We start from the raw sequence: 21,055 nt of genomic DNA, 5'->3' as shown, positions 1-21,055 counted from the left end.
GCCCACCACGCCGCCGCCGACCACCCCGCCGCCCGGCTCGACGTCCTGCCGGGTGCAGTACGCGGCCGACTCGTGGAACAACGGACTGGTCGCCACCATCACCGTCACCAACACCGGTGCGAGCCCGGTCAACGGCTGGACGGTGCAGTGGACCTGGCCCGGCAGCCAGCAGGTCACCAGCGCCTGGAACGCCACGGTGAGTCAGAGCGGTAACCAGGTGACCGCGCGCAACGTCGCCTGGAACGCCACGATCCCGGCCAACCAGAGCGTCAGCTTCGGCCTACAGGCCACCCACAACGGCACCAACACACCACCCAACCGGTTCACCCTCAACGGAGCAGCCTGCGGCTGACCCGGTCGTCCTCCGTGGTGCCCCGGTCGTGCCGGCCGGGGCACCACTCATGCCGCAGCCGCTCAGGGTTCCGGATCCGCGACCGGCGCCAGCGTGATCGGCACGCCGGTCAGCCGCTCGCTCTCCGCCCAGAGCCGCCGCGCCACGGCGGCGTCCTCGGCCCGCTTGGTCCTGGTGGCGGGGACCGGCGGGCCGGCGTACTCGAAGCGGTGTGCCGGCCCCCAGTAGCTGCCGCCCTCGGCGTCGGGGTCGGTGGCCGCGCGCAGGGTCGGCAACGCCCCGTCGTGCACCTTCATCGCGAAGAACCGGCCGACGGCGTTGACCAGGCCGTCGCTGTCGCGTCCCTGGCCGGTGTAGGTCCAGCCGGGGTGCGCGGCGGTGGCCCGGACCGGCGAACCGGCCCCGGTCAGGCGGCGATGCAGCTCCAGGGTGAACAGCAGGTTGGCGAGCTTGCTCTGCGAGTACGCGACGAATCGCTGGTAGCGACGCCGCTGCCAGTTCAGGTCGTCGAAGTCGATCCGCCCGGTGCGGTGGGCGTTGCTGGCGACGCTGACGATCCGCGCCGCCGGGGTGGCCAGCAGCACCGGCAGCAGGTGGCCGGTGAGGGCGAAGTGGCCGAGGTGGTTCGTACCGAACTGGAGCTCGAAGCCCTGCCAGGTGCGTCGCAGCGGGGGGTACAACACACCGGCGTTGTTGATCAGCAGGTCGAGCCGGTCGTGATCGGCCCGGTAAGCGGCGGCGAACGCGGCCACCGAGTCGAGATCGGCGAGGTCGAGCAGGGCGCAGGTCACCTCGCCCGCCGGGACCTCCGCGCGGAGCCGGCCGACCGCGGCCGCACCCTTGGCGCTGTCCCGGCAGGCGAGCACGACCCGCGCCCCCTTGCCCGCGAGCATCCGGGCGGTCTCGAAGCCGATCCCGGTGTTGGCCCCGGTGACGATCGCGGTACGCCCACGCTGATCGGGGATGTCGTCGTACGTCCAGCGCATGATGTCCGTTTCCCCCCACCCATCCGGCAAGCGTGACAAGGTTGACGTGGTTCGATCACCCCGTCAAGCACGGCTCGGGGAGGACGGTCACCGGGGTGGACCACTGTGGAGGCGGCTTACCGTCTCGGCGACGCAGACCGGCTTGCCGCCCGCGTCGCTGTCCACGGTCACCGTGGTGACCACCTGTGCTCCGCTCTCGATCCGGCTCACCTCGCCGATGGTGGCCACGGCCCGCACCGCGCTGCCGACGCGTACCGGTGCGGGGAAGCGGACCCGGTTGAGGCCGTAGTTGACGCCCATCCGCACTCCGTCGACCCGGTACAGCCGGCCGACCAACGCGGGCAGCAGCGACAGCGTCAGGTAGCCGTGGGCGATGGTGCCGCCGTACGGCCCGGCCGCCGCCCGCGCCGGGTCGACGTGTATCCACTGGTGGTCGTCGGTGGCGTCGGCGAACAGGTCGACCCGGCGCTGGTCGACCGGATACCACGGACCCGGGCCGACGGTCTCGCCGATCGCGGCGGCCAGGTCGTCGATGCCGGCGAAGATCCTCATGCCAGGTGCCCGCCGAGTTTCGTGTAGCCGCGCAGCAGGTCGCGGGCGATGATCAGCCGCTGCATCTCGTCGGTGCCCTCGAAGATCCGGTAGAGGCGCACCTGCCGGTACCAGCGTTCGATCGGCAGTTCGCGGGTGTAGCCCATGCCGCCGTGGATCTGGAGCACCCGGTCCACCACCCGGTTGACCATGCCGGCACCGTAGAGCTTGGCCATCGAGGAGGCGTGCCGCGGGTCGAGGCCCTGGTCGACCGTCCAGGCGGCGCGCAGGATGAGCCAGCGGGCGGCCTCCATCTCGGTCTCCGAGTCGGCGATCATCCACTGGATCGCCTGGTTGGTGCCGATCTTCGCGCCGAACGTCTCCCGGGTGTTGGCCTGCTCGATCGCCATCCGCAGGGCCCGCTCGGCGATGCCGACGGCGTGCGAGGGGATGGTGTAGCGCCCCTTGCCGATCCATTCCATGCCGAGGGTGAAGCCCTGACCGACCTCGCCGAGGATGTTGCGGTGCGGCACCCGTACGTCGTCGAAGATCAGCGACGCCGGGCCGCCCTCGCCCATCGTGGGGATGAACTCGGAGCGCCAGCCCATCGCCCGGTCCACCAGGAACGCGGTGGCTCCGCCCTGGCGGGCGCCCCGTTCGGGGTCGGTGACCGCGATGACGATGGCGAAGTCGGCGTCGTTGCCGCCGGTGATGAAGGTCTTCTCGCCGTTGAGGATCCAGTCGTCGCCGTCGCGGCGGGCGCTGAGCCTGATGTTGGCGGCGTCCGACCCGGCGCCCGGCTCGGTGATGGCGAAGCACGAGGACCTCTCGCCCTCGATGGTGGGCAGCAGGAACTCCCGCTTCTGCTCCTCGGTGGCGTGGAAGAGGATGTTGTCGGCCTCGCCGCCGAAGCGGAACGGCACGTACGACCGGCCGATCTCCGTCCAGATCAGCGACTGGACCACGGCGGGCAGGTCCATGCCGCCGTACTCCTGCGGGGTGGCCAGCCCCCAGAAGCCGAACTTGCGCGCCTTGAGCTGCAACTCCCGCAGCTCGGAGCGTTCCAGGCCGGGCTGGTGCGCCCGTTCCCGGCGCAGCAGCTCCTGCTCCAGCGGCATGACCTCCTTGGCGATGAAGTCGCGGGCCGTGTCGCGGATGGCGCGTTCCTCGTCGGACAGTCCGAAGTCCATGTGTTCACCGGCTCCTCTCCGCGGACGCGCCTGCTCAGCGCGCGCCGCCGTTGACGTACAGGGTCTGGCCGCTGACGTACGACGCGTCGTCGCTGGCCAGAAAGGCGATCACCGAGGCGATCTCGGCGGGCTGTGCGACCCGGCGCAGCGGGGTGTGCTCAGCGACCAGCCGCTGGTGTTCCTCGGCGGTGGAGCCGACCCGCTCGGCGGTGGCGGCGGTCATCGCGGTGGCCACGTAGCCGGGGGCGACGGCGTTGACGGTGACGCCGAACGGGCCCAGTTCGATCGCCAGGGTGGCGGTGAGGCCCTGTACGCCGGCCTTGGCCGCAGCGTAGTTGACCTGGCCCCGGTTGCCGAGCGCGGAACGGCTGCTGAGGTTGACGATCCGGCCGTAGCGGGCCGCGACCATGTGCTGCTGGGCCACCTGGCAGCAGAGGAACATGCTGGTCAGGTTGGTGGTCAGCACCGCCTCCCACGCCGGCAGCGGCATCTTGAACAGCAGGTCGTCGCGGGTGATGCCGGCGTTGTTGACCAGCACGTGCCACCCGCCGAGGGTCTGCGTGACCCGCTCCCCCATCGCCGTGACGGCCTCGGCGTCGGTGACGTCGCAGCCGATCCCGACGGCCCGGCCGCCGGCGGCCACGATCTCGTCGGCGACGGCCTGGCTGCGGCCGGCATCGAGGTCGACCACGGCGACGGCGGCGCCCTCGGCGGCGAGCCGGTGGGCGGTGGCGGCACCGATGCCCTGCGCCGCGCCGGTGACGACGGCGACCCGGTCGACGAATCTGGTCACGTTGTCTCCCTGGGAGTTCAGAAGGCGTTGACGCCGGTGAGCGCCCGCCCGATGAGTAGTTGCTGGATCTGGCTGGTGCCCTCGTAGAGGGTGGCGACGCGGGCGTCGCGCAGGTACTTGCCGACCGGGTACTCGTCGATGTACCCGTACCCGCCGAAGACCTGGATGGCGTCGTTGGCCGCGCGGACGGCGGCCTCGCTGGCGAACAGCTTGGCCATCGATGCCTCGGTGGCGAACGGCTGCCCCCGGTCGATCAGGTCGGCGACCCGCCACACCAGCAGCCGCGCGGCGGCGGTGTCGACCGCGATGCCGGCGAGCAGCTGTTGCACGAGCTGGTGCCCGGCGATGGGCTTGCCGAACTGGGTTCGCTGGCCGGCGTAGCCGACGGCGGCGTCCAGGCAGCCCTGGGCGATGCCGACGCAGCCGGCGGCGACCGACATCCGGCCCTTGGTCAGGGTGGCCAGCGCCAGCCGGAAGCCGCCGCCCTGGTCGCCGAGGCGGGCGGCGTCGGGCACCCGGACCGCGTCGAGGGTCAGCTCGGCGGTGGCCTGGCCGCGCAGGCCGAGCTTGCCGTGAATCTCGTTGCGGTGCAGGCCGGGGGTGTCGGTGGGGATCAGGAAGGCGGTGATGCCGCGGTGGCCCGGGCCGCCGGTACGGGCGAACAGCAGGGCGACGTCGGCGGTGGTGCCGTTGGTGATGAACGTCTTCCGGCCGGTGATCAGCCAGTCGTCGCCGTCGGGCACCGCCCGGGTGGTCAGGGCGGCGGCGTCCGAGCCACTGTCCGGTTCGGTCAGCGCGAAGCAGCCCAGCAGGTCACCGCGGCAGAGCCGGGGCAGCCAGCGCTCGCGCTGCTCGGGGGTGCCGTACCCGGCGATGCTCTTGGCGACCAGCCCGAGCGAGACCGAGACGATGCCGCGGACGGCCGAGTCGCCCCGGCCGAGTTCCTCCAGCACCAGGCAGTACGACAGGTGGTCGCCACCGGATCCGCCGTACTCCTCGGGGATGGTCAGGCCCAGGAAGCCCACCTCGCCGAGCCGGCCGACGATGCCGGGGTCGACCGCCTCGCGCCGGTCCCAGGCCGCCGCGTGCGGTGCCACCTCGCGGTCGACGAAGTCGGCGGCGAGCCGGCGGACCGCGGCCTGTTCGGCGGAGAGGTGGAGGTCCATGGGCGCTAAACTAGCGCTGGAAGTTTTACGCTGTCCAGACCCCGGTGTGGCAAAGTTCCGGGCGGAGTGTTCCGTGCGAAGCACCTGCCAGGAGGAGGAAACCCATGCCCCGGCCGCGACAGGCGCTGCTCAGCCGGCAGCGGATCGTCGAGGCCGCCGCCGCGCTGATCGACACCGAGGGGCTGGCCGGGTTCTCCACCCGCCGGCTCGCCGCCGAACTCGGCGTACGCGGGCCGTCGCTGTACAACCACTTCGCCACCAAGGACGAGATCCTCGACGCGGTGGCCGACAGCATCACCGGTCAGGTCGACGTGTCGTACTTCGGCAAGGTCGACTGGCGGGAGGCGCTGCGCCGGTGGGGGCACTCCTACCGGGCGGCCCTGGCCGCCCATCCGAACATCGTGCCGTACCTGGCGCAGGGGCCAGGGCGACGCCCGGCGGCACTGGCCATGGCCGACGCAGTCTACGGTGGACTCGTGCAGGCGGGCTGGCCGCCGGCCCGGGCGACGCACATCGGCGCGCTCATGCGGTACTTCGTGGCCGGCTCGGCGCTGGGTTCGTTCGCCCGCGGCTTCGTCGAGGACCCGGGGCTGTACGCCGACCAGTACCCGCACCTGAGCCAGGCCCACCGCCTCGCCGAGCACCAGCAACGCGTCGACGAGGGTGCGTTCACTCTGGGCCTGGACACGTTGATCGATGGGCTGGCGCGCACCTACGAGCGCACAGTCGGCCCGCTGCCGCCTCTCCCGCCGACGGGCGAGGCGTACTAGAGTCCAAACTTGCACCGCTAGTTTTAGGCGAGGTGAGAGGCGCATGGATCTCGTACGGACCGACTTCTACCTCGACGGACGCTGGGCCCCGGCCGATGGTGGGCAGCCGCTGGAGGTGCACAACCCGACGACCGAGGAGGTGGTCGGGGCGGTGCCGGCCGGCACCGCCGACGACGTCGACCGGGCGGTGGCCGCGGCCCGGGCCGCGTTCGACGGCTGGGCGGCGACCGACCCGGCCGACCGGGCCGCCCACCTCGACCGGCTGCACGCCGAACTGACCGCCCGCGCCTACGACATCGCCCGCACCGTCGTCCTGGAACTCGGCACCCCGCTCAAGGTGGCCACCCGGGTCCAGACCGGCCTGCCGCTGACCGTGCTGCGCGGCTACGTCGACCTGGCCGCGCGACCGCCGGCGCCGCAGGCCGTGGGCAACTCCCTGGTGGTACGCGAACCGGTCGGCGTGGTGGGCGCGATCACGCCGTGGAACTACCCGCTGCACCAGATCGTGGCCAAGCTCGCGCCCGCGCTCGCCGCCGGCTGCACCGTCGTGCTGAAACCGAGCGAGCTGACCCCGCTGACCGCGTACCTGCTCTTCGACGCCATCCACTCCGCCGGCCTGCCGCCGGGCGTGGTCAACCTGGTCACCGGCACCGGGCCGGTGGTCGGCGAGGCCATCGCCGGGCACCCCGACGTGGACCTGGTCTCCTTCACCGGGTCCACCGCCACCGGCCGGCGGATCGCGCACCTGGCCGCCGACCGGATCGCCCGGGTCGCGCTGGAGCTGGGTGGCAAGTCGGCCAACGTGATCCTCGACGACGCCGACCTGGCCACCGCGGTCAAGGTGGGCGTCGGCAACGCCTTCCTCAACTCGGGGCAGACCTGCACCGCGTGGACCCGGATGCTGGTGCAGCGCGCCCGTTACGACGAGGCCCTCGACCTGGCCGCCAAGGCCGCCGAGGGCTACCATCTCGGCGATCCGCTCGACCCGGGCACCCGCCTCGGCCCGCTGGTCTCCGCGCAGCAGCGGGAACGGGTCCGGAAGCACATCACCCGGGGCCTGGCCGACGGCGGCCGGCTGATCGCCGGCGGCCCCGACGCCCCGGTCCCCCAGCAGGGCTGGTTCGTCGCCCCGACGGTGATCGCCGACGTCGACCCGGACAGCGCGCTGGCTCAGGAGGAGGTCTTCGGGCCGGTCCTCGCGGTCATCCCGGTGGACGACGACGACCACGCCGTGGCGGTGGCCAACAACTCCCGGTACGGGCTGGCCGGCGCGGTCTGGTCCGGCGACGAGGAACGGGCGCTGCGGGTGGCCCGGCGGCTGCGTACCGGCGCCGTCGACATCAACGGCGCCCCGTTCAACCCGATGGCCCCGTTCGGCGGCTACAAGCAGTCCGGCCTCGGGCGGGAGCTGGGCCACCACGGGCTGGAGGAGTTCTGCGAAGTGAAGGCGATCCAGCGATGAGGGGCCTGGTCGCCCGGGCCGCCGGCACGCCGCCCCGGGTCGAGCGGGTCGACCTGCCGGGCACCGGCCCCGGCCAGGTACGGGTACGGATCCGGGCGGCGGGCGTCTGCCACTCCGACCTGTCCATGGTCGACGGCACGCTGACCGCGCCGTACCCGCTGCTGCTAGGGCACGAGGCGGCCGGCGTGGTGGCCGAGGTCGGCGACGGCGTCGACCGGGTCGCGGTCGGCGACCACGTGGTGCTGAACTGGGCACCGCCGTGCCGGGCCTGCTGGTACTGCGGGCACGGCGAGCCCTGGCTGTGCGAACGTTCCGGCGCGCCGGGCGCCACCCGGGGCCACACCATCGACGGCCAGCAACTGCACGTCACGCTCGGCCTCGGCGCCCTCGCCGAGCAGGTGCTGGTGCCGCAGGAGGCCGTGGTCGGCGTACCGGCCGAACTGCCGTTCACCGCCGCCGCGCTGCTCGGCTGCGCGGTGCTCACCGGCGTCGGCGCGATCCGCCGTACCGCCGCGGTCGCCCCCGGCGACTCGGTCGCCGTGATCGGTCTCGGCGGCGTCGGCCTGTCCGCGGTGGCCGCCGCCCGCGCGGCCGGCGCCGGCACGGTCATCGCCGTCGACGTCTCGCCCGCCAAGGCCGACCTGGCCGCCGCCGCGGGCGCCACCGACTTCCTGCTCGCCGACGACACGCTCAGCCGGTCGGTGCGGGCGCTGACCGGCAAGCGCGGCGTCGACCACGCGGTGGAGTGCGTCGGGCAGGCCAAGACGATTCGCACCGCCTGGCGGGCCACCCGCCGGGGCGGCCAGGTCATCGTGGTCGGCATGGGCGGCCGGGACGACATCCTCGGCCTGAGCGCCCTGGACATCTTCCACTCCGCCCGGACGCTGCGCTCCTCGGTCTACGGCTCCTCCGACCCGGACCGGGACGTGCCCGAACTGGCCCGGGCGGTGCTGGACGGCAGCCTCGACCTCGCCTTCCTGGTCACCGACCGGGCCACCCTGGACGAGGCGCCGGAGGCGCTCGCCCGGATGGCCCGGGGCGAGGGGGCCCGCACGGTCGTCCTGTTCGACTAGTCGATCAGGAGTAGACGCTCCGCACGGCGTCGACGAACGCCTGCCCACGGGCCGAGGGCGGACCATCCTTGGTCGGGAACAGCTCCATGCGCAGGTCCGTCGTCAGTTCGAGCTGGACGCCGGCACCGTCGGCGTCCCTGTTGACGAAGTTGTTGACCGACGTGCCGGCGATGTCGGCGGGTGCGGGCTGCACGACGGTGAAGCCGGCGGCGCGCAGGGCGGTCGCCAACTCGACACCGGTCGCGGTGTCCCGGCCACCCACGTAGACGATCTTGGACGCCTTGGACGTGCCGTGGATCGACAGCGCATGAGTCCGCTGGCCGATCAGGATCAGGCACTCCTCGACGTCCCAGCGCTCGCTCGTGACATGCAGTCGCGGGAAGTTCTGGCCGGCGGGCAGCTTGCCCTTGAACTGGCACTGGGTGTGCTCGGTGCCGGCGATCGCGCTGGTGATCTCGCTGGTCCGCAGCTCGATCGAGCCGCCGTGCGGGGCGACCACGATCAGCGGCGAGTTGGTGATCGTCCAGGTGAGGTCGAAGGCGACGCCTTCCTCCTCGACCTTGCGCAGCGCGGTCATCGACGGGTACTCCCCGACGGTGCCGCTCACCGCCTCGGCCGCCGGCCGCTGCGGCGCCTGCCCCACCCAGGACAGGCCGTACCCGGTCAACACCACGAGCGGGACGGCGAGAGCGCTGAGGACCCATTGCGTACGTCGGTTCACACGGTTCTCCTGTCGGTGCCCGGGCGATACCCACGCCCGCGATGGCAATCACGATCTTAGATGGCGCCTGCGTCGCGTTCGGCCGCGTGGATGGCGGCGTCGGTGACCCGGAGCATGCCGAGCAGCAGGGTGAGCGCCAGCACTCCCATGATCGCGAAGACCGCGCGGAGGCCGAACGCCTCCGCCAGCAGACCGCCGACGATCGCGCCGACCGGCATGCTGCCCCACGCGAGCAGCCGGTAGCTGCTGTTGACCCGGCCGAGCAGCCGGTCCGGGGTGATCCGCCGGCGTAGCGAGATCGTGATCACGTTCCAGGCGGCGAGCAGTATCCCGCCGCCGAAGAAGACCGCGCCGAGCACGAACGGGTTGGTGCTCAACGCCGGCACGCCGACCACCGCCGCCATGGCGACCACGGACACCCCGAGCGCGCGGGCCCGGCCGAGCCGACGCTCGATCCACCCGGCGAGCAGCGACCCGAGCACGATGCCGGCGGCGATGGTGGTCAGCAGGATCCCGTACCCGGGCTCGGTGAGCCGGATCGCCGAACCCGGGCCGACCGCGTAGAGCACCAGCACCGCGAAGACGGCGTTCGTGACGAAGTTGCTGACGCCCACCATCGTCGCCAGGGTGCGCAGCAGCCGGTGCCGCCAGAGGAAGCGCAGCCCCTCGGCGATGTCGGCACGCAGGCTGCCGCGGCCGTCCCGCTCGACCCGGAACCGGCCGCCGACCAGGAGCAGCACCGCGACCGCGACGGCCCACAGCCCGGCCGGCCCGGCCAGGGCGACGGCCGCGCCGGCGGCCACCAGGAAGCCGGCCAGCGGCGGGCCGACGAACTGGTTGGCGGCCAGTTCGACGGCGTGCAGCCGCCCGTTGGCCCGGGGCAGCACCTCGCGCGGGACGAGCTGCGGCAGGATCGACTGGGCCGAGGTGTCGTACAGGGTCTCGGCGACGCCGGCGCCGAACGCCACCAGGTAGAGCAGCCAGATCGAGCCGGCGTCGAGCGCCACCGCCAGCGCCATCACGCCGAACAGGCCCGCGCGTACGGTGTTGGCGGCTTGCATCACCCGACGCCGGTCGAGCCGGTCGACGAGCGCGCCGGCCGGCAGCGCGAACAGCAGCCACGGCAGGCTGAACGCCGCCGCCACCCCGGCGACCAGCACCGGCGAGCTGGTGTAGCCCACCGCGACCAGCGGCAGGGCGATCTTGACGATCCCGTCGGCGAGGTTCGACACCGCGGACGCCGACCAGAGCCGCCAGTACCTGCCACCCAACCGCTCCGGGTCGGAGCGGGACTCCGCCACCGGATCCGTACGCGCTGGTCCCTCGACCCCCGTCATGCGACCGATCATGGCAGAGACACGAGGATCGCTTGAACCCGCACGTCCTGGCCGCCACCGCACCGAAGGGTGCCACCGTGACGAGGTCAGGACAGCGCTCGCGCCTGCCGGACGATCATCCAGACCACCGCCACGATGGCCAGACCGTTTACCGCGTGCAGACCGAAGAGAAGCTCGCCGACGCCGACCCGGTCACCGGTGTCGCCGACCGCCCGGGCCAGCTTCGCGATCGCCACCTGGACACCGGTGAGCCCGGCGACCAACGCCGCCATCCCGATCAGCCGCCCCGGCAGCCGGGCCAGCGCGGCGACGATCGCCATCACCACCGGCAGAAGGAAGATCACGTACCCCAACGCGTGATGGGGCCGGTAGGCGTCGCGGTCGGGCCCGGTGCCGAAGGCCCCGCTCGCGGCAAAGAAGAACTCGGCGACGACGACCAACAGGAGCAGGATCGCCAGTCCGGCAAAGGCCCTACGCATGGAAGAACTCCTTCGGCGGCAGGAAGTAGCTTGTCGGTGCTGGATGTTGTCTCAGCAAGTCCGACGACGCGACCGCTCGGAATGTGAGGCGACCCGCCGGCCTCACAGTTCGGCGCGGTGTCTCGTCGAACTGGTGAGGCAGCTGCGACCGAGGGAGTCGGCAACACCATGAGCACCCGATCCGGGCCAGCAGACGGCCGGTTCGAGCCGAGCCTGAGTGCGGTCATGAGCGAGCGACGTCGGCTGATCAATCTCGCGTACCGGCTGCTCGGCTCGCTGGCCGATGCCGAGGATGTCGTCCAGGAGACCTACGCCCGCTGGTACGCCATGCCCCCAGACCGACAGGAAGCCATCGACTCCCCCGGCGCCTGGCTGACCACCGTCGCCAGCCGCATCTGCCTCGACCTGCTCGGCTCGGCCCGGGCCCGACGGGAACGGTACGTGGGCGAATGGATCCCCGAGCCCCTGCCCGACGGTACGGAGTGGGTCACCGGGCGGTCGGACGCCGCCACCGCCGACCCCGCCGACCGGGTCACCCTCGACGAGTCGATCAACATGGCCTTCCTCGTCGTACTCGAATCGATGACCCCGGCCGAACGCGTCGCGTTCATCCTGCATGACGTCTTCCGCTACTCCTTCACCGAAGTCGCCGAGATCGTCGGCCGCACCCCGGCGGCCTGTCGCCAACTCGCCTCCTCAGCCCGCCGCCGCATCCGCGCGTCGCAGGCCCCCACGACCACGACAGCCCAACAGGCGAACATCGTCCGGAACTTCAAGCAGGCCTGGGAAGCCAAGGACATCAACGCCCTCATCGCTCTCCTCGACCCGCACGCCACCGCGATCGCCGACGGCGGCGGCCGGGTCAACACCGCGCTCCGCCCGATCGAGGGCGCCGAGCAGATCGCCCGCTACGCCGTCAAGATCGCAGGCCGCGCACCCAACCTGACGATCCTGGAGCGTACGGTCAACGGCCGGCCCGGCCTGGTCGCCCAACTGGGCGGCATCACCGTGACGGTGGCGGCGTTCGACCTCGCAGCCGACCGGATCACGCGCATCTGGGTGGTACGCAACCCGGAGAAGCTCCGGCCGTGGACGGAGGGGACACGGTCCTAGCCTGTCTCCAGGGCGTCGAGATCCCGCTCGGCGAACCGCCGGTGGTGCCACTCCTCGTTCAGGACGACCAGCAGGCACTCGCGTACCGGGAAGCTTTCCGGCGGTGGCCAGCCGGCACCCTCGACCGGGTCGGTGCGGCTGGCCAGGGACTCGTCGGTCAGGCCGTCGAGCACCGTGCGCACGGTCGCCATCCGGTCGCGGCGCAAGACTAGAGCCTCGTCGAGGGAGGGACGGACCTGGCGGTCTCGCGGGATCCCCGGGGTGTCCGGCATCTCGTCCCACGGCAGGCCGAGCGGATCCCACGGCGCGGGGTCGCCGAGGATGGCCCGCCGCACCCACGCGTCGGTGGCGAACACCAGATGGCGCAGGGTCTCGATGAACGACCACTCGCCGTCCACCGAGTCGTGCAGCAGCCCGGGATCCAAGCCGCGAGCCCGCGCGACCGTGCCCTCCCAGAGCCCCTCGACGATGCCCCACGCTTCCCGGAACCCGTCCGGGTCGGTGGGGCGCATCCTGACCCGGAGGGGGTCACGCCGGTCGAGCTCCGCGTTGACCAGCGGCGCCACATCGACCCCGTTGACCACCAGGTTGTGGATCTCACCGTCGATGCGGACGTCGACCAGCTCGACGCCGCGCATCACCACCTCGCGCAGGTCGACGCCACGGAACCGAGCCTGGGACAGGTCGACAGCTCGGAACTCGGCACTGGTCAGGTCGACCCGCTCGAAGCGCGAGCCGCTCAGGTTGTCCCCCGTGAAGTCGGCCATGGTCGGACTCTAGCCCCGCCGGCCAGGACTCCGCCTAGCCGAGTACGCGGGCCAGTTCGGTGCGGGAGCGGATGCCGAGCCGGTGGAAGATGTTGCGCAGGTGATGGTCGACGGTCCGGGTGGACAGGAACATCTGGGTGGCGACCTCCCGGTTGGTGGCACCGGAGGCGACCAGGTGCGCGATCCGCAGTTGCTGACCGGTCAACAGTTGCTCGGCCGGCCGGTCCGGCGCGCCGACGGACTCTCCCGCCGCCCGTAGTTCGGTGGTGGCCTGCTCGGCCCACACCTGCGCCCCGAGCAGGGTGAACGTCTGGCGGGCGCGGTGCAGGTGGTCGCGGGCGTCGCGTGGTCGGCGGCTGCGGCGCAGGTCCCGGCCGAAGAGCAGTTCGGTGCGGGCCCGTTCGAAGGTGGCGGCGTCGGCCGGGTGCAGCCGCAACGCGGTCCGGAACTGTTCCTCCGCCTCGACACTGCCGCGCGGGGCCAGCAGCGCGTGGCATCGGGCGGAGAGTGCCCGGCGGGACGGGCTGGCCGTACTGCCGGCCCAGCGGTCGAAGACGGCGAGCGCGGCGCGGGCCTGCGCGTGCCGGCCGACGTGCACGGCGGCCTCCACCAGGTGGGGCGTGGCCATCACCTGGACGAGGACCTGGCCGCGGCCGGTGCCGGGGCGGGCCAGCGCGGTGAGGCGGTCGGCGGCGTCGGCGTACCGGCCGTCGACCAGGTCGAGCACCGCGAGGGCCCACTGGGCGAGGGCGTACGGCCGGCTGTCCGGCGCGGCGGTGTCGCCGATCTCGGCCACCTGCCGCAGGCAGGCGGCCCGGTCGGCGCGCACCGCGGCGAGCACGGCCAGCAGACCCAGGTGTACGCCGGCACAGGTGTGCTGGCCGGTGGCCCGCGCCACGCGCAGCCCATCCCGGCAGCTCTCCACCGCCGCGTCGTGCCGGCCGAGCCAGTACTCGGCCATGGCGCGCAGTTCGAAGGCCCTCGGCAGGACGGACAGTTCGCCCCGGCTGCGGGCCAGGTCGACGGCGCGGTCGGCGAGCCGGTGCGCGGCGGCGTCCACGGCGACCAGCAGCCCGGCCACGGCCGCCCCGGTCAGCGCGGTCGGGCTGACCACGGCATTGGTCAACCGTCCGCCGAGTACGACGGCCCGGCGTAGCAGCGGCCCGCCCTGCCCGTGCTCGCCGCGCAGGGTCGCGGCGACCCCGGCGACGAGCGCGGTCATCAGTTCCGCCGGCGGCGGATCCCCGTCGCGGCGCAGCGCCGCCACCCGGCGCGCCACCTCGGCGTAGCGGTACTGGTCGCCGGAGAAGCAGATGGCCTCCCCGGCCCGGACCAGGGCGACCAGTGCCGTGGTGCGGTCGGTGCCGGCCAGCGCGGTCGCGGCCGCCATCAGGGTCGGCAACGCCACGGCTGGTGGGCCGCAGCGCAGCTGCATCTCGCCGCGCAGCAGATCGGCGCCTCCGGTGACGGCCGCTGCTGCCGACGCAGCGGGAGGGGCGGCCAACAGGTCGGCAGGTGCGGCTGGTGCGGAGGGCAGCGCACTCAGCAGTGCCCGGGCCCGGTCGGGCTGCCCGGCGGACCAGGCGTAGCGGGCGGCGGTGACCCGCCGGGTGGCGGCGCGGACCGGGTCGTCGCTGAGGTCGGCGGCCCGGCTCAGCGCGGTCGCGGCGGTGTCCCAGCCGTCCTCACCGCTGGCTGCGGCCCGCTCCAGCTCGACGGCCAGCGCCGGGTCCGGGCCGTCGGCGGCGGCGGCCCGGTGCAGCGCCCGGCGCAGCCGGTGACCAGACGCGTCAAGCGCCCCGGCGAGCAGCAGATGGGCGGCGCGCCGCTCGGCGAGGGACGCCGTCGCCTGGACCATGCTGCGGGCGAGCGGCCGGGGGAAGATGACGTCGCCCTGCGGGTCGACCCGGACCAGGCCGGCGGCCTCGACCGGGGTGAGCGCGGCGACGGAGTTGCCCACGGCCCGGACGGCGCCGGCGAGCGTGGCGGCCTCGACCGGGACGGGCGTCCCGCCGGTACTGCCGGGGGCGCGGGCCAGGGTCCCGGGGGCGGCGTCGGCGGCGAGCGCGGCCAGCAGCAGCACGCACCGGGTGTCACCCGGCAGCCGGGCCAGCAGGGACCGGTACGCCCGCGCCAGGCCGCCGTCGGGTGGCGGTGCGCTGGGCAGCGGCTCCTGCCCGTGCCACTGCCCGGGGGTCAACGTGTCGGCGAGGTCGACCAGGGCCTGCGGGTTGCCATCGGCGATCGTGGCCAGCGCCGCGAGCACGGGTGCGGGTGGCCGCGGTCCGGGCCGTCGATCGGCGAGCAGGGCGTGGCTGTCGTGGTCGTCGAGCGGAAGCAGCCGGCGGTGGGGTATGCCGGCCGCGCCGATGTCGCTGCCGGCGGTGAGCAGGAGGGTGACCGGCAGATGGCGAAGTCGTCGGGCCACGAAGGCGACGGTCCGCGCGGTCGGTGTGTCGCCCAGGTCGACGTCGTCCATGGTGCAGAGCAGCGGGCGGTCCCGCGTGACGGCGGCGAGCAGTCCGAGCACGGCCATCGACAGGGCGAGCCGGTCGGCCTCGGGGCATCCCTCGCCGGCCAGGGCGCGGCGTAGCACCTGCCGTTGCCGCTCGGGCAGCGCTGCGGCCCGGTCGAGTACCGGATCGAGCAGTCGTTGCAGCCCGGCGTAGGGCAGCGGCGCCTCGTCGGGCACGCCGGTCCCGGCTAGGAGCGTCCGGCCGTCGGCGTGCCGGTGGGCGTACGCCAGCAGGGCGGTACGGCCGGCGCCGGGCTCGCCGTGCAGCAGCAGCGCTCCCCCGGCACGGGTGGCGAGCAGGTCACGGATCTCCCGCCGCTCGTGCTCCCGGCCCCGCAGCACGGTTATTTGCACTCTAGATGCATTAACCATGTATCGAGTCTCACCCATCGCACACCGGTTGAGAAGAGGTGAATCGGAACGAGGCGGCCCACCGACGCCACCCGCACGGGAGCGCAGTGGTCGTCCGGCGCGGGCGGTCAGCGGGCGACCGGCTCCGCGAGCAGGGCGGCGACGGTACGGGCCATCACCGCGCGGGCGGCGTCCACGCCCAGCCCGAGGCCGTCGCGCAGCATCGACCAGGCCGGCCACATGCTCGCCGCCACCACCGCGTTGAGCAGTTGCTCCCGGCCCGTCCCGGCCCGGTCCAGCTCGACGGCGAACAGCTGCTCGACCTCGTCGCGTACCCGGTCGATGTGCTTGAGCCGGTTGCGGCGCAGCTGTGCCGAGACCGGCTCGCGCATCTGGGCGGCCCGGGCCGACGGCGCGATGAGTTGCAGCAGCTTCGCCCGCTGCCGGCAGTACGCGTCGATCCGCTTGGCCAGCGGCAACGTGGGCGAGATCGGCCGCCAGGCGGCGTCCTGCTGCCGGAGCAGCTCCGCGCCGCTCGCCTCGAACAGGGTTTCCATGTCCTTGAAGTTGGTCCAGAGCGTACGCAGGGAGATGCCGGCCCGCTCGGCGATGCGTTCGCCGGTCGGTCGCAGGTCGCCCTCGGCGATGAGGTCGAGGTGCGCCTCGACGATCGCCGCCCGGGTGCGCTCGGCCCGGGCGGTCCGCCCGTCGACGCGGCCGGCAGCCTCGCGGCCCGCGGACTCGCCCCGGCCGGCGGACTCGCCCCGGCCGGCAGAGTCGGCCCGACCCGGCACTTCGGTCCGACCCGGCGCCTCGGCCCTGCCCATCCGCGTCCGCCCCCTCACCATTGGAGTTCCGTTCGTGCGAGCCGAGTCTAGACGCGCGCCGACACCGGGGTTTCCGCCCGATGCCGGCGCAGTTCCCGGCGGGCCAGCGACTGCCGGTGCACCTCGTCGGGCCCGTCGGCGATCCGCACCGCCCGGGCCCGGGTCCAGAGCCGGGCGAGTGGGGTGTCCTGGCTGACCCCGGCCGCGCCGTGCGCCTGGATGGCCCGGTCGATGATCCATTCGACCGTCTCCGGCACCGCGATCTTGATGGCCTGGATCTCGGTGTGGGCCTGCCGGTTGCCGACGGTGTCCATCAGCCAGGCCGTCTTGAGCACCAGCAGGCGGGCCTGCTCCAGCCGCACCCGGGCCTGCGCGATCCAGTCCCGCACCACGCCCTGCTCGGCCAGGGGACCGCCGAAGGCGTGCCGCTGGCTGACCCGGCGGCACATCAGCTCGACGGCCCGTTCGGCCATGCCGAGCAGCCGCATGCAGTGGTGCACCCGCCCGGGCCCGAGCCGGGCCTGGGAGATGGCGAAGCCGGAGCCCTCCGCCCCGATCAGGTTCGCCGCCGGCACCCGGACGTCGACGAAGTCGATCTCGGCGTGGCCGCCGTGGTCGTGGTCGTCGTACCCGAAGGCCAGCATGCCCCGCCGGACGGTCACCCCGGGGGTGTCGCGGGGCACGAGGATCTGGCTGTGCTGCTGGTGCCGGGGCGCCGACGGATCCGTCCGGCCCATCACGATGAAGATCGCGCAGCGCGGATCCATCGCGCCGGTGACGAACCACTTGCGACCGTTGACGACGTACTCGTCGCCGACCCGCTCGACGCGGGTGGCGATGTTGGTGGCGTCGGACGAGGCCACCGCCGGCTCGGTCATCGCGTACGCCGAGCGGATGCGGGCCTCGAGCAGCGGCGTCAGCCACCGTTCCCGCTGCCGCGCGGAGCCGAACTGGGCGAGCAGCTCCATGTTGCCGGTGTCCGGCGCGGCGCAGTTGAGCGCCACCGGGGCGAGCCACGGGCAGCGTCCGGTGATCTCGGCCAACGGCGCGTACTGGAGGTTGGTCAGGCCGGCACCGTGCTCGCCGGGCAGGAACAGGTTCCACAGCTCGCGCCGGCGGGCCTCGGCCTGGAGGTCGGCGACGACCGGTGGCACCGTCCACGGCTCCCCAGGCTCGCGGGACTGCTGCTCGAAGACCGGCTCGGCCGGGTACACGCACTCGGCCATGAAGCTGAGCAGGCGCTCCCGCAGCCGCTCGGTGGTCTCGTCGTGACGGAAGTCCATTCATCCCCTCCGGATCGTGGCCAGGCCCTCGGCGATCAGCGGTGGCACCCGGGCGCCGACGGTGTCGAACCCGTCGCCCACGGTCTGCCCGCACACGTAGCGGTAGTGCACGCCCTCGAGGATCACCGCGAGCTTGAAGGCGGCGAAGGCCAGATACCAGTCCAGGCCGTCGACCGGCCGGCCGGTGCGCTGCGCGTACCGGGCCGCGAGTTCGCCGGTGCCCGGTTGCCCCGGCGCGTCCACCCGGGTCGCGTAGCGCAGCGACAGGGCCAGGTCGGCCAGCGGGTCGCCGAGAGTGGACATCTCCCAGTCGAGCACCGCCCGCACGGTGCGGTCGTCGCCGAGCAGGACGTTGTCCAACCGGAAGTCGCCGTGCAGGACGGCACCGGCACCGACTGCGGGGACGGCGGCGGTGAGCCGGTCGTGCAGCTCGTCGATGCCGGGCAGGTCGCGGCTGCGGGACGCGTCGAGCTGGCGCTTCCAGCGCCGGACCTGCCGGGCGTTGAAGCCGTCGGGGCGGCCGAAGTCGGCCAGTCCGACCTCCGCCGGGTCGATCGTGTGCAGCTCGGCGAGCAGGTCGACCAGCGCCAACGCCAGGGCGCGGACCTGCGGCGGCGACCAGGCGGCCAGGTCGGCCGGCTCGCGGTGGACCCAGCCCGGCACGTACCCCATCAGGTAGAAGGGCGCACCGAGCACCACCGGGTCGGGGCAGTGGTGCACCATCGGCGGCACCGGAACGGTGGTCGGGGCGAGAGCCGCCATCACCCGGTACTCGCGGCCCATGTCGTGTGCGGTGGCCAGCACGTGGCCCAGCGGCGGCCGGCGCAGCACCCAGCGGGCGTGGCCGTCGGTCACCGCGTAGGTGAGGTTGGACCGCCCGCCGGCCAACAGTTTCCCCCGCAGCGCCCCGCCGACCAGCCCGGGCGCGGCCCGGTCCAGGTACGCCGCCAGCCGGTCCAGGTCCAGCCCGGGCAGCTCCGGCACCCGGACGCCGGGTGCCCGGTCCGTCGTCCTGTTGTGCGCCCGGTCCGGTGGCGCGCTGCCGTCCGGCGGGTCAGGCATCGCGGCGCTCCGTGTCCTGCTGAATCCGGTTCATCGCGCGCAGCCAGCGGTCCGGGTCCGCCGCGCGGTTGGCGTACCAGGTGGCGACCTCGGGGTGGGGCAGCACCAGGAAGCGGTCGTCGGCCAGTGCCTCGACCACGCAGTCGGCCACCTGCTCGGGGGTGAGGGCCGTGCCGTCGAGCAGGGCGCTGCTCAGCGCGTCGGCGCCCGCCAGCATCGGGGTACGCACCCCCTGCGGGCACAGTGCCTGGACGGTCACGCCACGGTGGGCGTACGTGGCGCGCAGCCATTCGGCGAAGCCGAGCGCGGCATGCTTGGTCACCGCGTACGGCGCCTTGCCGAGCAGGGTGAGCAGGCCGGCGGCGGAGGCGGTGACAAGCAGCCGGCCACGCCCGGTGGTGAGCCAGTGCGGCAGCAGTTCCCGGGCGGCGTACACGTGGGACATCACGTTGACCCGCCAGGCCGCCTGCCATGTCTGCTCGGGTGCGTCGGCGCCGCCGCCGGCCGCCACGCCGGCGTTGGCGCAGTAGAGGTCGATGGTGCCGAGCTGCCGGCGGGCGAAGTCGACCAGGGCCGCCACGCCGGCCGGATCGGCCGCGTCACCGGGGCAGGCGTGGCCACCGGTGCGCGCCGCGACGGCCCGCGCCGCGGTGGCGTCGAGGTCGTTGACCACCACCCGGGCGCCCGCGGTGGCGAACCGGGTGGCCAGCGCCGCCCCGATGCCGGAGCCCGCGCCGGTCACCACGACGGCGGCGCCGGGCAGCGCCAGCCCGGTCATCCGGCGCCCCGGCCGGCGCCGGTGACGAGCGCGACCCGGCCAGCACGCCGCCCCGAATTTGCACTCATAGTGCAGATATTATGAGTCGACATCGGTCTCCGTCAACGGCTGGGCGTGGCCCGCACCGCCACCGGATGCGGACCACGCGGACGGCAGGGTCAGGCGGTCGGTACGCCGTTGGCCGGGGGCGCCACCGGCGGTGCGGAGTACTCGTTGACCGGCCCGTCCTCCTCGTCGGTCTCGTACGTCGGGCCGAAGTAGCTCTGCACTCCCCCGCTGATCCGGCTCAACCGTCCCCCGCCGTACCCGGAGTGGTCGGTGGTGGAGAACCGCAGCGGAGCCACGCCGGGGCCCTGATAGCCGCCCTTGCGGACGGCCTCCACCAGCGACTCCCGGGTGAGGTCCGGCCCGGCGGCCAGCAGCACCTGCACGAAGAGGTAGCCGACCGCCATGCCGTAGACGGTGTTGCCGTCGAACGGCGCGTCGCCGTTGTGCTCGGAGTTCACCTTGGTGAACAGCTGGATCCACGGGTCGGTGGTGTCGTTCTGCATCGGCAGGTAGTTGACGCCGATCATCCCGTCCAGCAGGCCGGCGGCGTCACCGAGCTGCCGGGCCAGGGTCGGGTGGTCGGCACCCACGTTCGAGACCAGCCACTGCGGGCTGAAGCCCAGCCGGGCGGCGGTGCCGACGGACAGCGCGGTGAAGCCGGGCACGGTGGCCAGCATGACGATCTCGCAGCCGGCCGCCTTGAACGCGCCGATCTGGGGCGCCACGTTGGTGTTGCTGGTGACGTACGTCTGGCGGGCCACCACGGCGTCGGCGCCGAGCACCTTCTCCACCCCTGCCAGGCTGTCCCGGCCGAAGTCGTCGTCCTGGCCGAGGAAGCAGACCTTCTTCCCGGGCAGGGCGGTCTTCACGTGATTGGCCAGGATCTTGCCCTCGACCGTGTAGTCCGGGTTGAAGCCGAAGGTGGCCGGGTAGCGGTCGGGCTGGTCCCAGCTGCGGCTGCCGGAGGCGACGAAGAGGTCGGGCACCCGGTTGCTGTGCAGGAAGTCCAGCACGCCGGTGTGGGTGGGCGTACCGAGGCCGTTGAGGATGGCGAACACCTTGTCCTGCAACACCAGTTGGCGGACGACCTGCTGGGTGTTCGCCGGGTTGTAGCCGTCGTCCATGATCTTGTAACTGATCTTCCGGCCGTGCACGCCGCCGTTGGCGTTGACGTAGTCGAAGTACGCCTTCGTCGCCGGCGCGATCTTCGAGTAGCCGGCCGACGCCGGCCCGGTCAGCGGCATATGGGTGCCGACGACGATCTCCGTGTCGGTGACGCCGGGGACCGGCCCCCGACTGGAGCCTTCGTCGGCGCCGCAGGCGGCCGAGCCGGCCAGCAGGGCGAGGGTGGTGGCGATCGCGAGACCGCGTCGTGCCATGGATCGCATGGGGACACCGACCTTTCATCGGTCCGGTTGTGCGAGATGGTGGGTGGGTCTCCCGGCCGCGCG

The 21,055-nt window shown here is 73.3% G+C and carries 20 protein-coding genes; 5 read left to right on the top strand and 15 right to left on the bottom strand.

Going from position 1 to position 21,055, the window contains the following annotated elements; genetic code table 11:
• Positions 1–352, top strand: a 352-nt coding sequence (locus tag C1I95_RS00930) for a cellulose binding domain-containing protein (RefSeq protein WP_199523535.1), incomplete at its 5' end; no start/stop codon positions are given.
• A 62-nt stretch (positions 353–414) separates the two neighbouring features.
• On the opposite strand, the gene C1I95_RS00925 is transcribed toward C1I95_RS00930, so the two are convergent.
• The 5 genes from C1I95_RS00925 to C1I95_RS00905 all read right to left on the bottom strand — a co-directional run bounded on the left by C1I95_RS00925 (position 415) and on the right by C1I95_RS00905 (position 5,018).
• Entirely contained in the window at positions 415–1,338 is a 924-nt protein-coding gene (locus C1I95_RS00925; protein ID WP_111211802.1) for an oxidoreductase, read from the bottom strand.
• A gap of 87 nt (positions 1,339–1,425) precedes the next feature.
• Positions 1,426–1,890, bottom strand: coding sequence for a MaoC family dehydratase (locus C1I95_RS00920; protein ID WP_111211801.1), 465 nt, complete (start codon positions 1,888–1,890; stop codon positions 1,426–1,428).
• Positions 1,887–3,059: an acyl-CoA dehydrogenase family protein gene (locus C1I95_RS00915; RefSeq protein WP_111211800.1), complete on the bottom strand. Its 1,173-nt coding sequence runs from the start codon at positions 3,057–3,059 to the stop codon at positions 1,887–1,889. Before C1I95_RS00915 ends, C1I95_RS00920 begins: the two co-directional genes overlap by 4 nt.
• 34 nt (positions 3,060–3,093) lie before the next feature.
• Positions 3,094–3,852: a 3-oxoacyl-ACP reductase FabG gene (gene fabG, locus C1I95_RS00910; RefSeq protein WP_111211799.1), complete on the bottom strand. Its 759-nt coding sequence runs from the start codon at positions 3,850–3,852 to the stop codon at positions 3,094–3,096.
• 17 nt (positions 3,853–3,869) lie between these two features.
• On the bottom strand, positions 3,870–5,018 hold the full coding sequence (locus C1I95_RS00905) for an acyl-CoA dehydrogenase family protein (RefSeq protein WP_111211798.1): 1,149 nt from the start codon (positions 5,016–5,018) through the stop codon (positions 3,870–3,872).
• A 104-nt stretch (positions 5,019–5,122) separates the two neighbouring features.
• On the opposite strand from C1I95_RS00905, the gene C1I95_RS00900 reads away from it, so the two are divergent.
• Genes C1I95_RS00900 through C1I95_RS00890 form a run of 3 tightly spaced genes read left to right on the top strand, consistent with a single transcriptional unit; the run spans position 5,123 to position 8,323 of the window.
• Positions 5,123–5,788, top strand: coding sequence for a TetR/AcrR family transcriptional regulator (locus C1I95_RS00900; protein WP_111211797.1), 666 nt, complete (start codon positions 5,123–5,125; stop codon positions 5,786–5,788).
• 43 nt (positions 5,789–5,831) lie between these two features.
• Complete coding sequence (locus tag C1I95_RS00895) at positions 5,832–7,250, top strand: aldehyde dehydrogenase family protein (protein WP_111211796.1); 1,419 nt, start codon at positions 5,832–5,834, stop codon at positions 7,248–7,250.
• Entirely contained in the window at positions 7,247–8,323 is a 1,077-nt protein-coding gene (locus C1I95_RS00890) for an alcohol dehydrogenase catalytic domain-containing protein (RefSeq protein ID WP_111211795.1), read from the top strand. The genes C1I95_RS00895 and C1I95_RS00890 overlap by 4 nt, the downstream gene beginning before the upstream one ends.
• Positions 8,324–8,327: 4 nt before the next feature.
• On the opposite strand, the gene C1I95_RS00885 is transcribed toward C1I95_RS00890, so the two are convergent.
• From C1I95_RS00885 to C1I95_RS00875, 3 genes are all read right to left on the bottom strand, one after another.
• Positions 8,328–9,044, bottom strand: coding sequence for a poly-gamma-glutamate hydrolase family protein (locus C1I95_RS00885; protein ID WP_111211794.1), 717 nt, complete (start codon positions 9,042–9,044; stop codon positions 8,328–8,330).
• A gap of 56 nt (positions 9,045–9,100) precedes the next feature.
• Positions 9,101–10,381, bottom strand: a complete 1,281-nt coding sequence (locus tag C1I95_RS00880) for an MFS transporter (protein WP_111211815.1) — start codon at positions 10,379–10,381, stop codon at positions 9,101–9,103.
• An 86-nt stretch (positions 10,382–10,467) separates the two neighbouring features.
• On the bottom strand, positions 10,468–10,860 hold the full coding sequence (locus C1I95_RS00875) for a DUF6220 domain-containing protein (protein ID WP_111211793.1): 393 nt from the start codon (positions 10,858–10,860) through the stop codon (positions 10,468–10,470).
• Between the two features lie 225 nt (positions 10,861–11,085).
• Between C1I95_RS00875 and sigJ the strand changes: the two genes are divergently transcribed.
• Positions 11,086–11,973 (top strand): RNA polymerase sigma factor SigJ, encoded by an 888-nt coding sequence (gene sigJ / locus C1I95_RS00870; RefSeq protein ID WP_199523534.1) that lies wholly within the window; start codon positions 11,086–11,088, stop codon positions 11,971–11,973.
• Here the strand turns inward: sigJ and C1I95_RS00865 are convergent.
• The 7 genes from C1I95_RS00865 to C1I95_RS00835 all read right to left on the bottom strand — a co-directional run bounded on the left by C1I95_RS00865 (position 11,970) and on the right by C1I95_RS00835 (position 20,992).
• The gene (locus tag C1I95_RS00865) at positions 11,970–12,740 is read right to left on the bottom strand and encodes a DinB family protein (protein WP_111211791.1); all 771 of its coding nucleotides are present in this window, start codon (positions 12,738–12,740) and stop codon (positions 11,970–11,972) included. The two genes, sigJ and C1I95_RS00865, sit on opposite strands and share 4 nt — an antisense overlap.
• Positions 12,741–12,774: 34 nt before the next feature.
• Positions 12,775–15,597 carry a helix-turn-helix transcriptional regulator gene (locus tag C1I95_RS00860; protein WP_233513175.1) on the bottom strand — a complete coding sequence of 941 codons (2,823 nt, stop codon included), beginning with the start codon at positions 15,595–15,597 and terminating at the stop codon, positions 12,775–12,777.
• Positions 15,598–15,734: 137 nt separating this feature from the next.
• On the bottom strand, positions 15,735–16,433 hold the full coding sequence (locus tag C1I95_RS00855) for a TetR/AcrR family transcriptional regulator (protein WP_233513174.1): 699 nt from the start codon (positions 16,431–16,433) through the stop codon (positions 15,735–15,737).
• A 47-nt stretch (positions 16,434–16,480) separates the two neighbouring features.
• On the bottom strand, positions 16,481–17,716 hold the full coding sequence (locus C1I95_RS00850; RefSeq protein ID WP_111211789.1) for an acyl-CoA dehydrogenase family protein: 1,236 nt from the start codon (positions 17,714–17,716) through the stop codon (positions 16,481–16,483).
• Positions 17,717–18,778 carry a phosphotransferase family protein gene (locus tag C1I95_RS00845; RefSeq protein WP_111211788.1) on the bottom strand — a complete coding sequence of 354 codons (1,062 nt, stop codon included), beginning with the start codon at positions 18,776–18,778 and terminating at the stop codon, positions 17,717–17,719.
• Entirely contained in the window at positions 18,771–19,547 is a 777-nt protein-coding gene (locus C1I95_RS00840) for an SDR family NAD(P)-dependent oxidoreductase (protein ID WP_438941265.1), read from the bottom strand. The genes C1I95_RS00845 and C1I95_RS00840 overlap by 8 nt, the downstream gene beginning before the upstream one ends.
• 167 nt (positions 19,548–19,714) lie before the next feature.
• Complete coding sequence (locus C1I95_RS00835) at positions 19,715–20,992, bottom strand: ABC transporter substrate-binding protein (RefSeq protein ID WP_111211786.1); 1,278 nt, start codon at positions 20,990–20,992, stop codon at positions 19,715–19,717.
• Positions 20,993–21,055: the final 63 nt, after the last annotated feature.

Origin of the sequence: Micromonospora craterilacus (genome assembly GCF_003236315.1) — a bacterium.
In the GTDB taxonomy this organism is placed as follows: domain Bacteria; phylum Actinomycetota; class Actinomycetes; order Mycobacteriales; family Micromonosporaceae; genus Micromonospora; species Micromonospora craterilacus.
The sequence above is the reverse complement of the archived record's forward strand: the minus strand, read 5'-3'. Positions and strand labels throughout refer to the sequence as shown.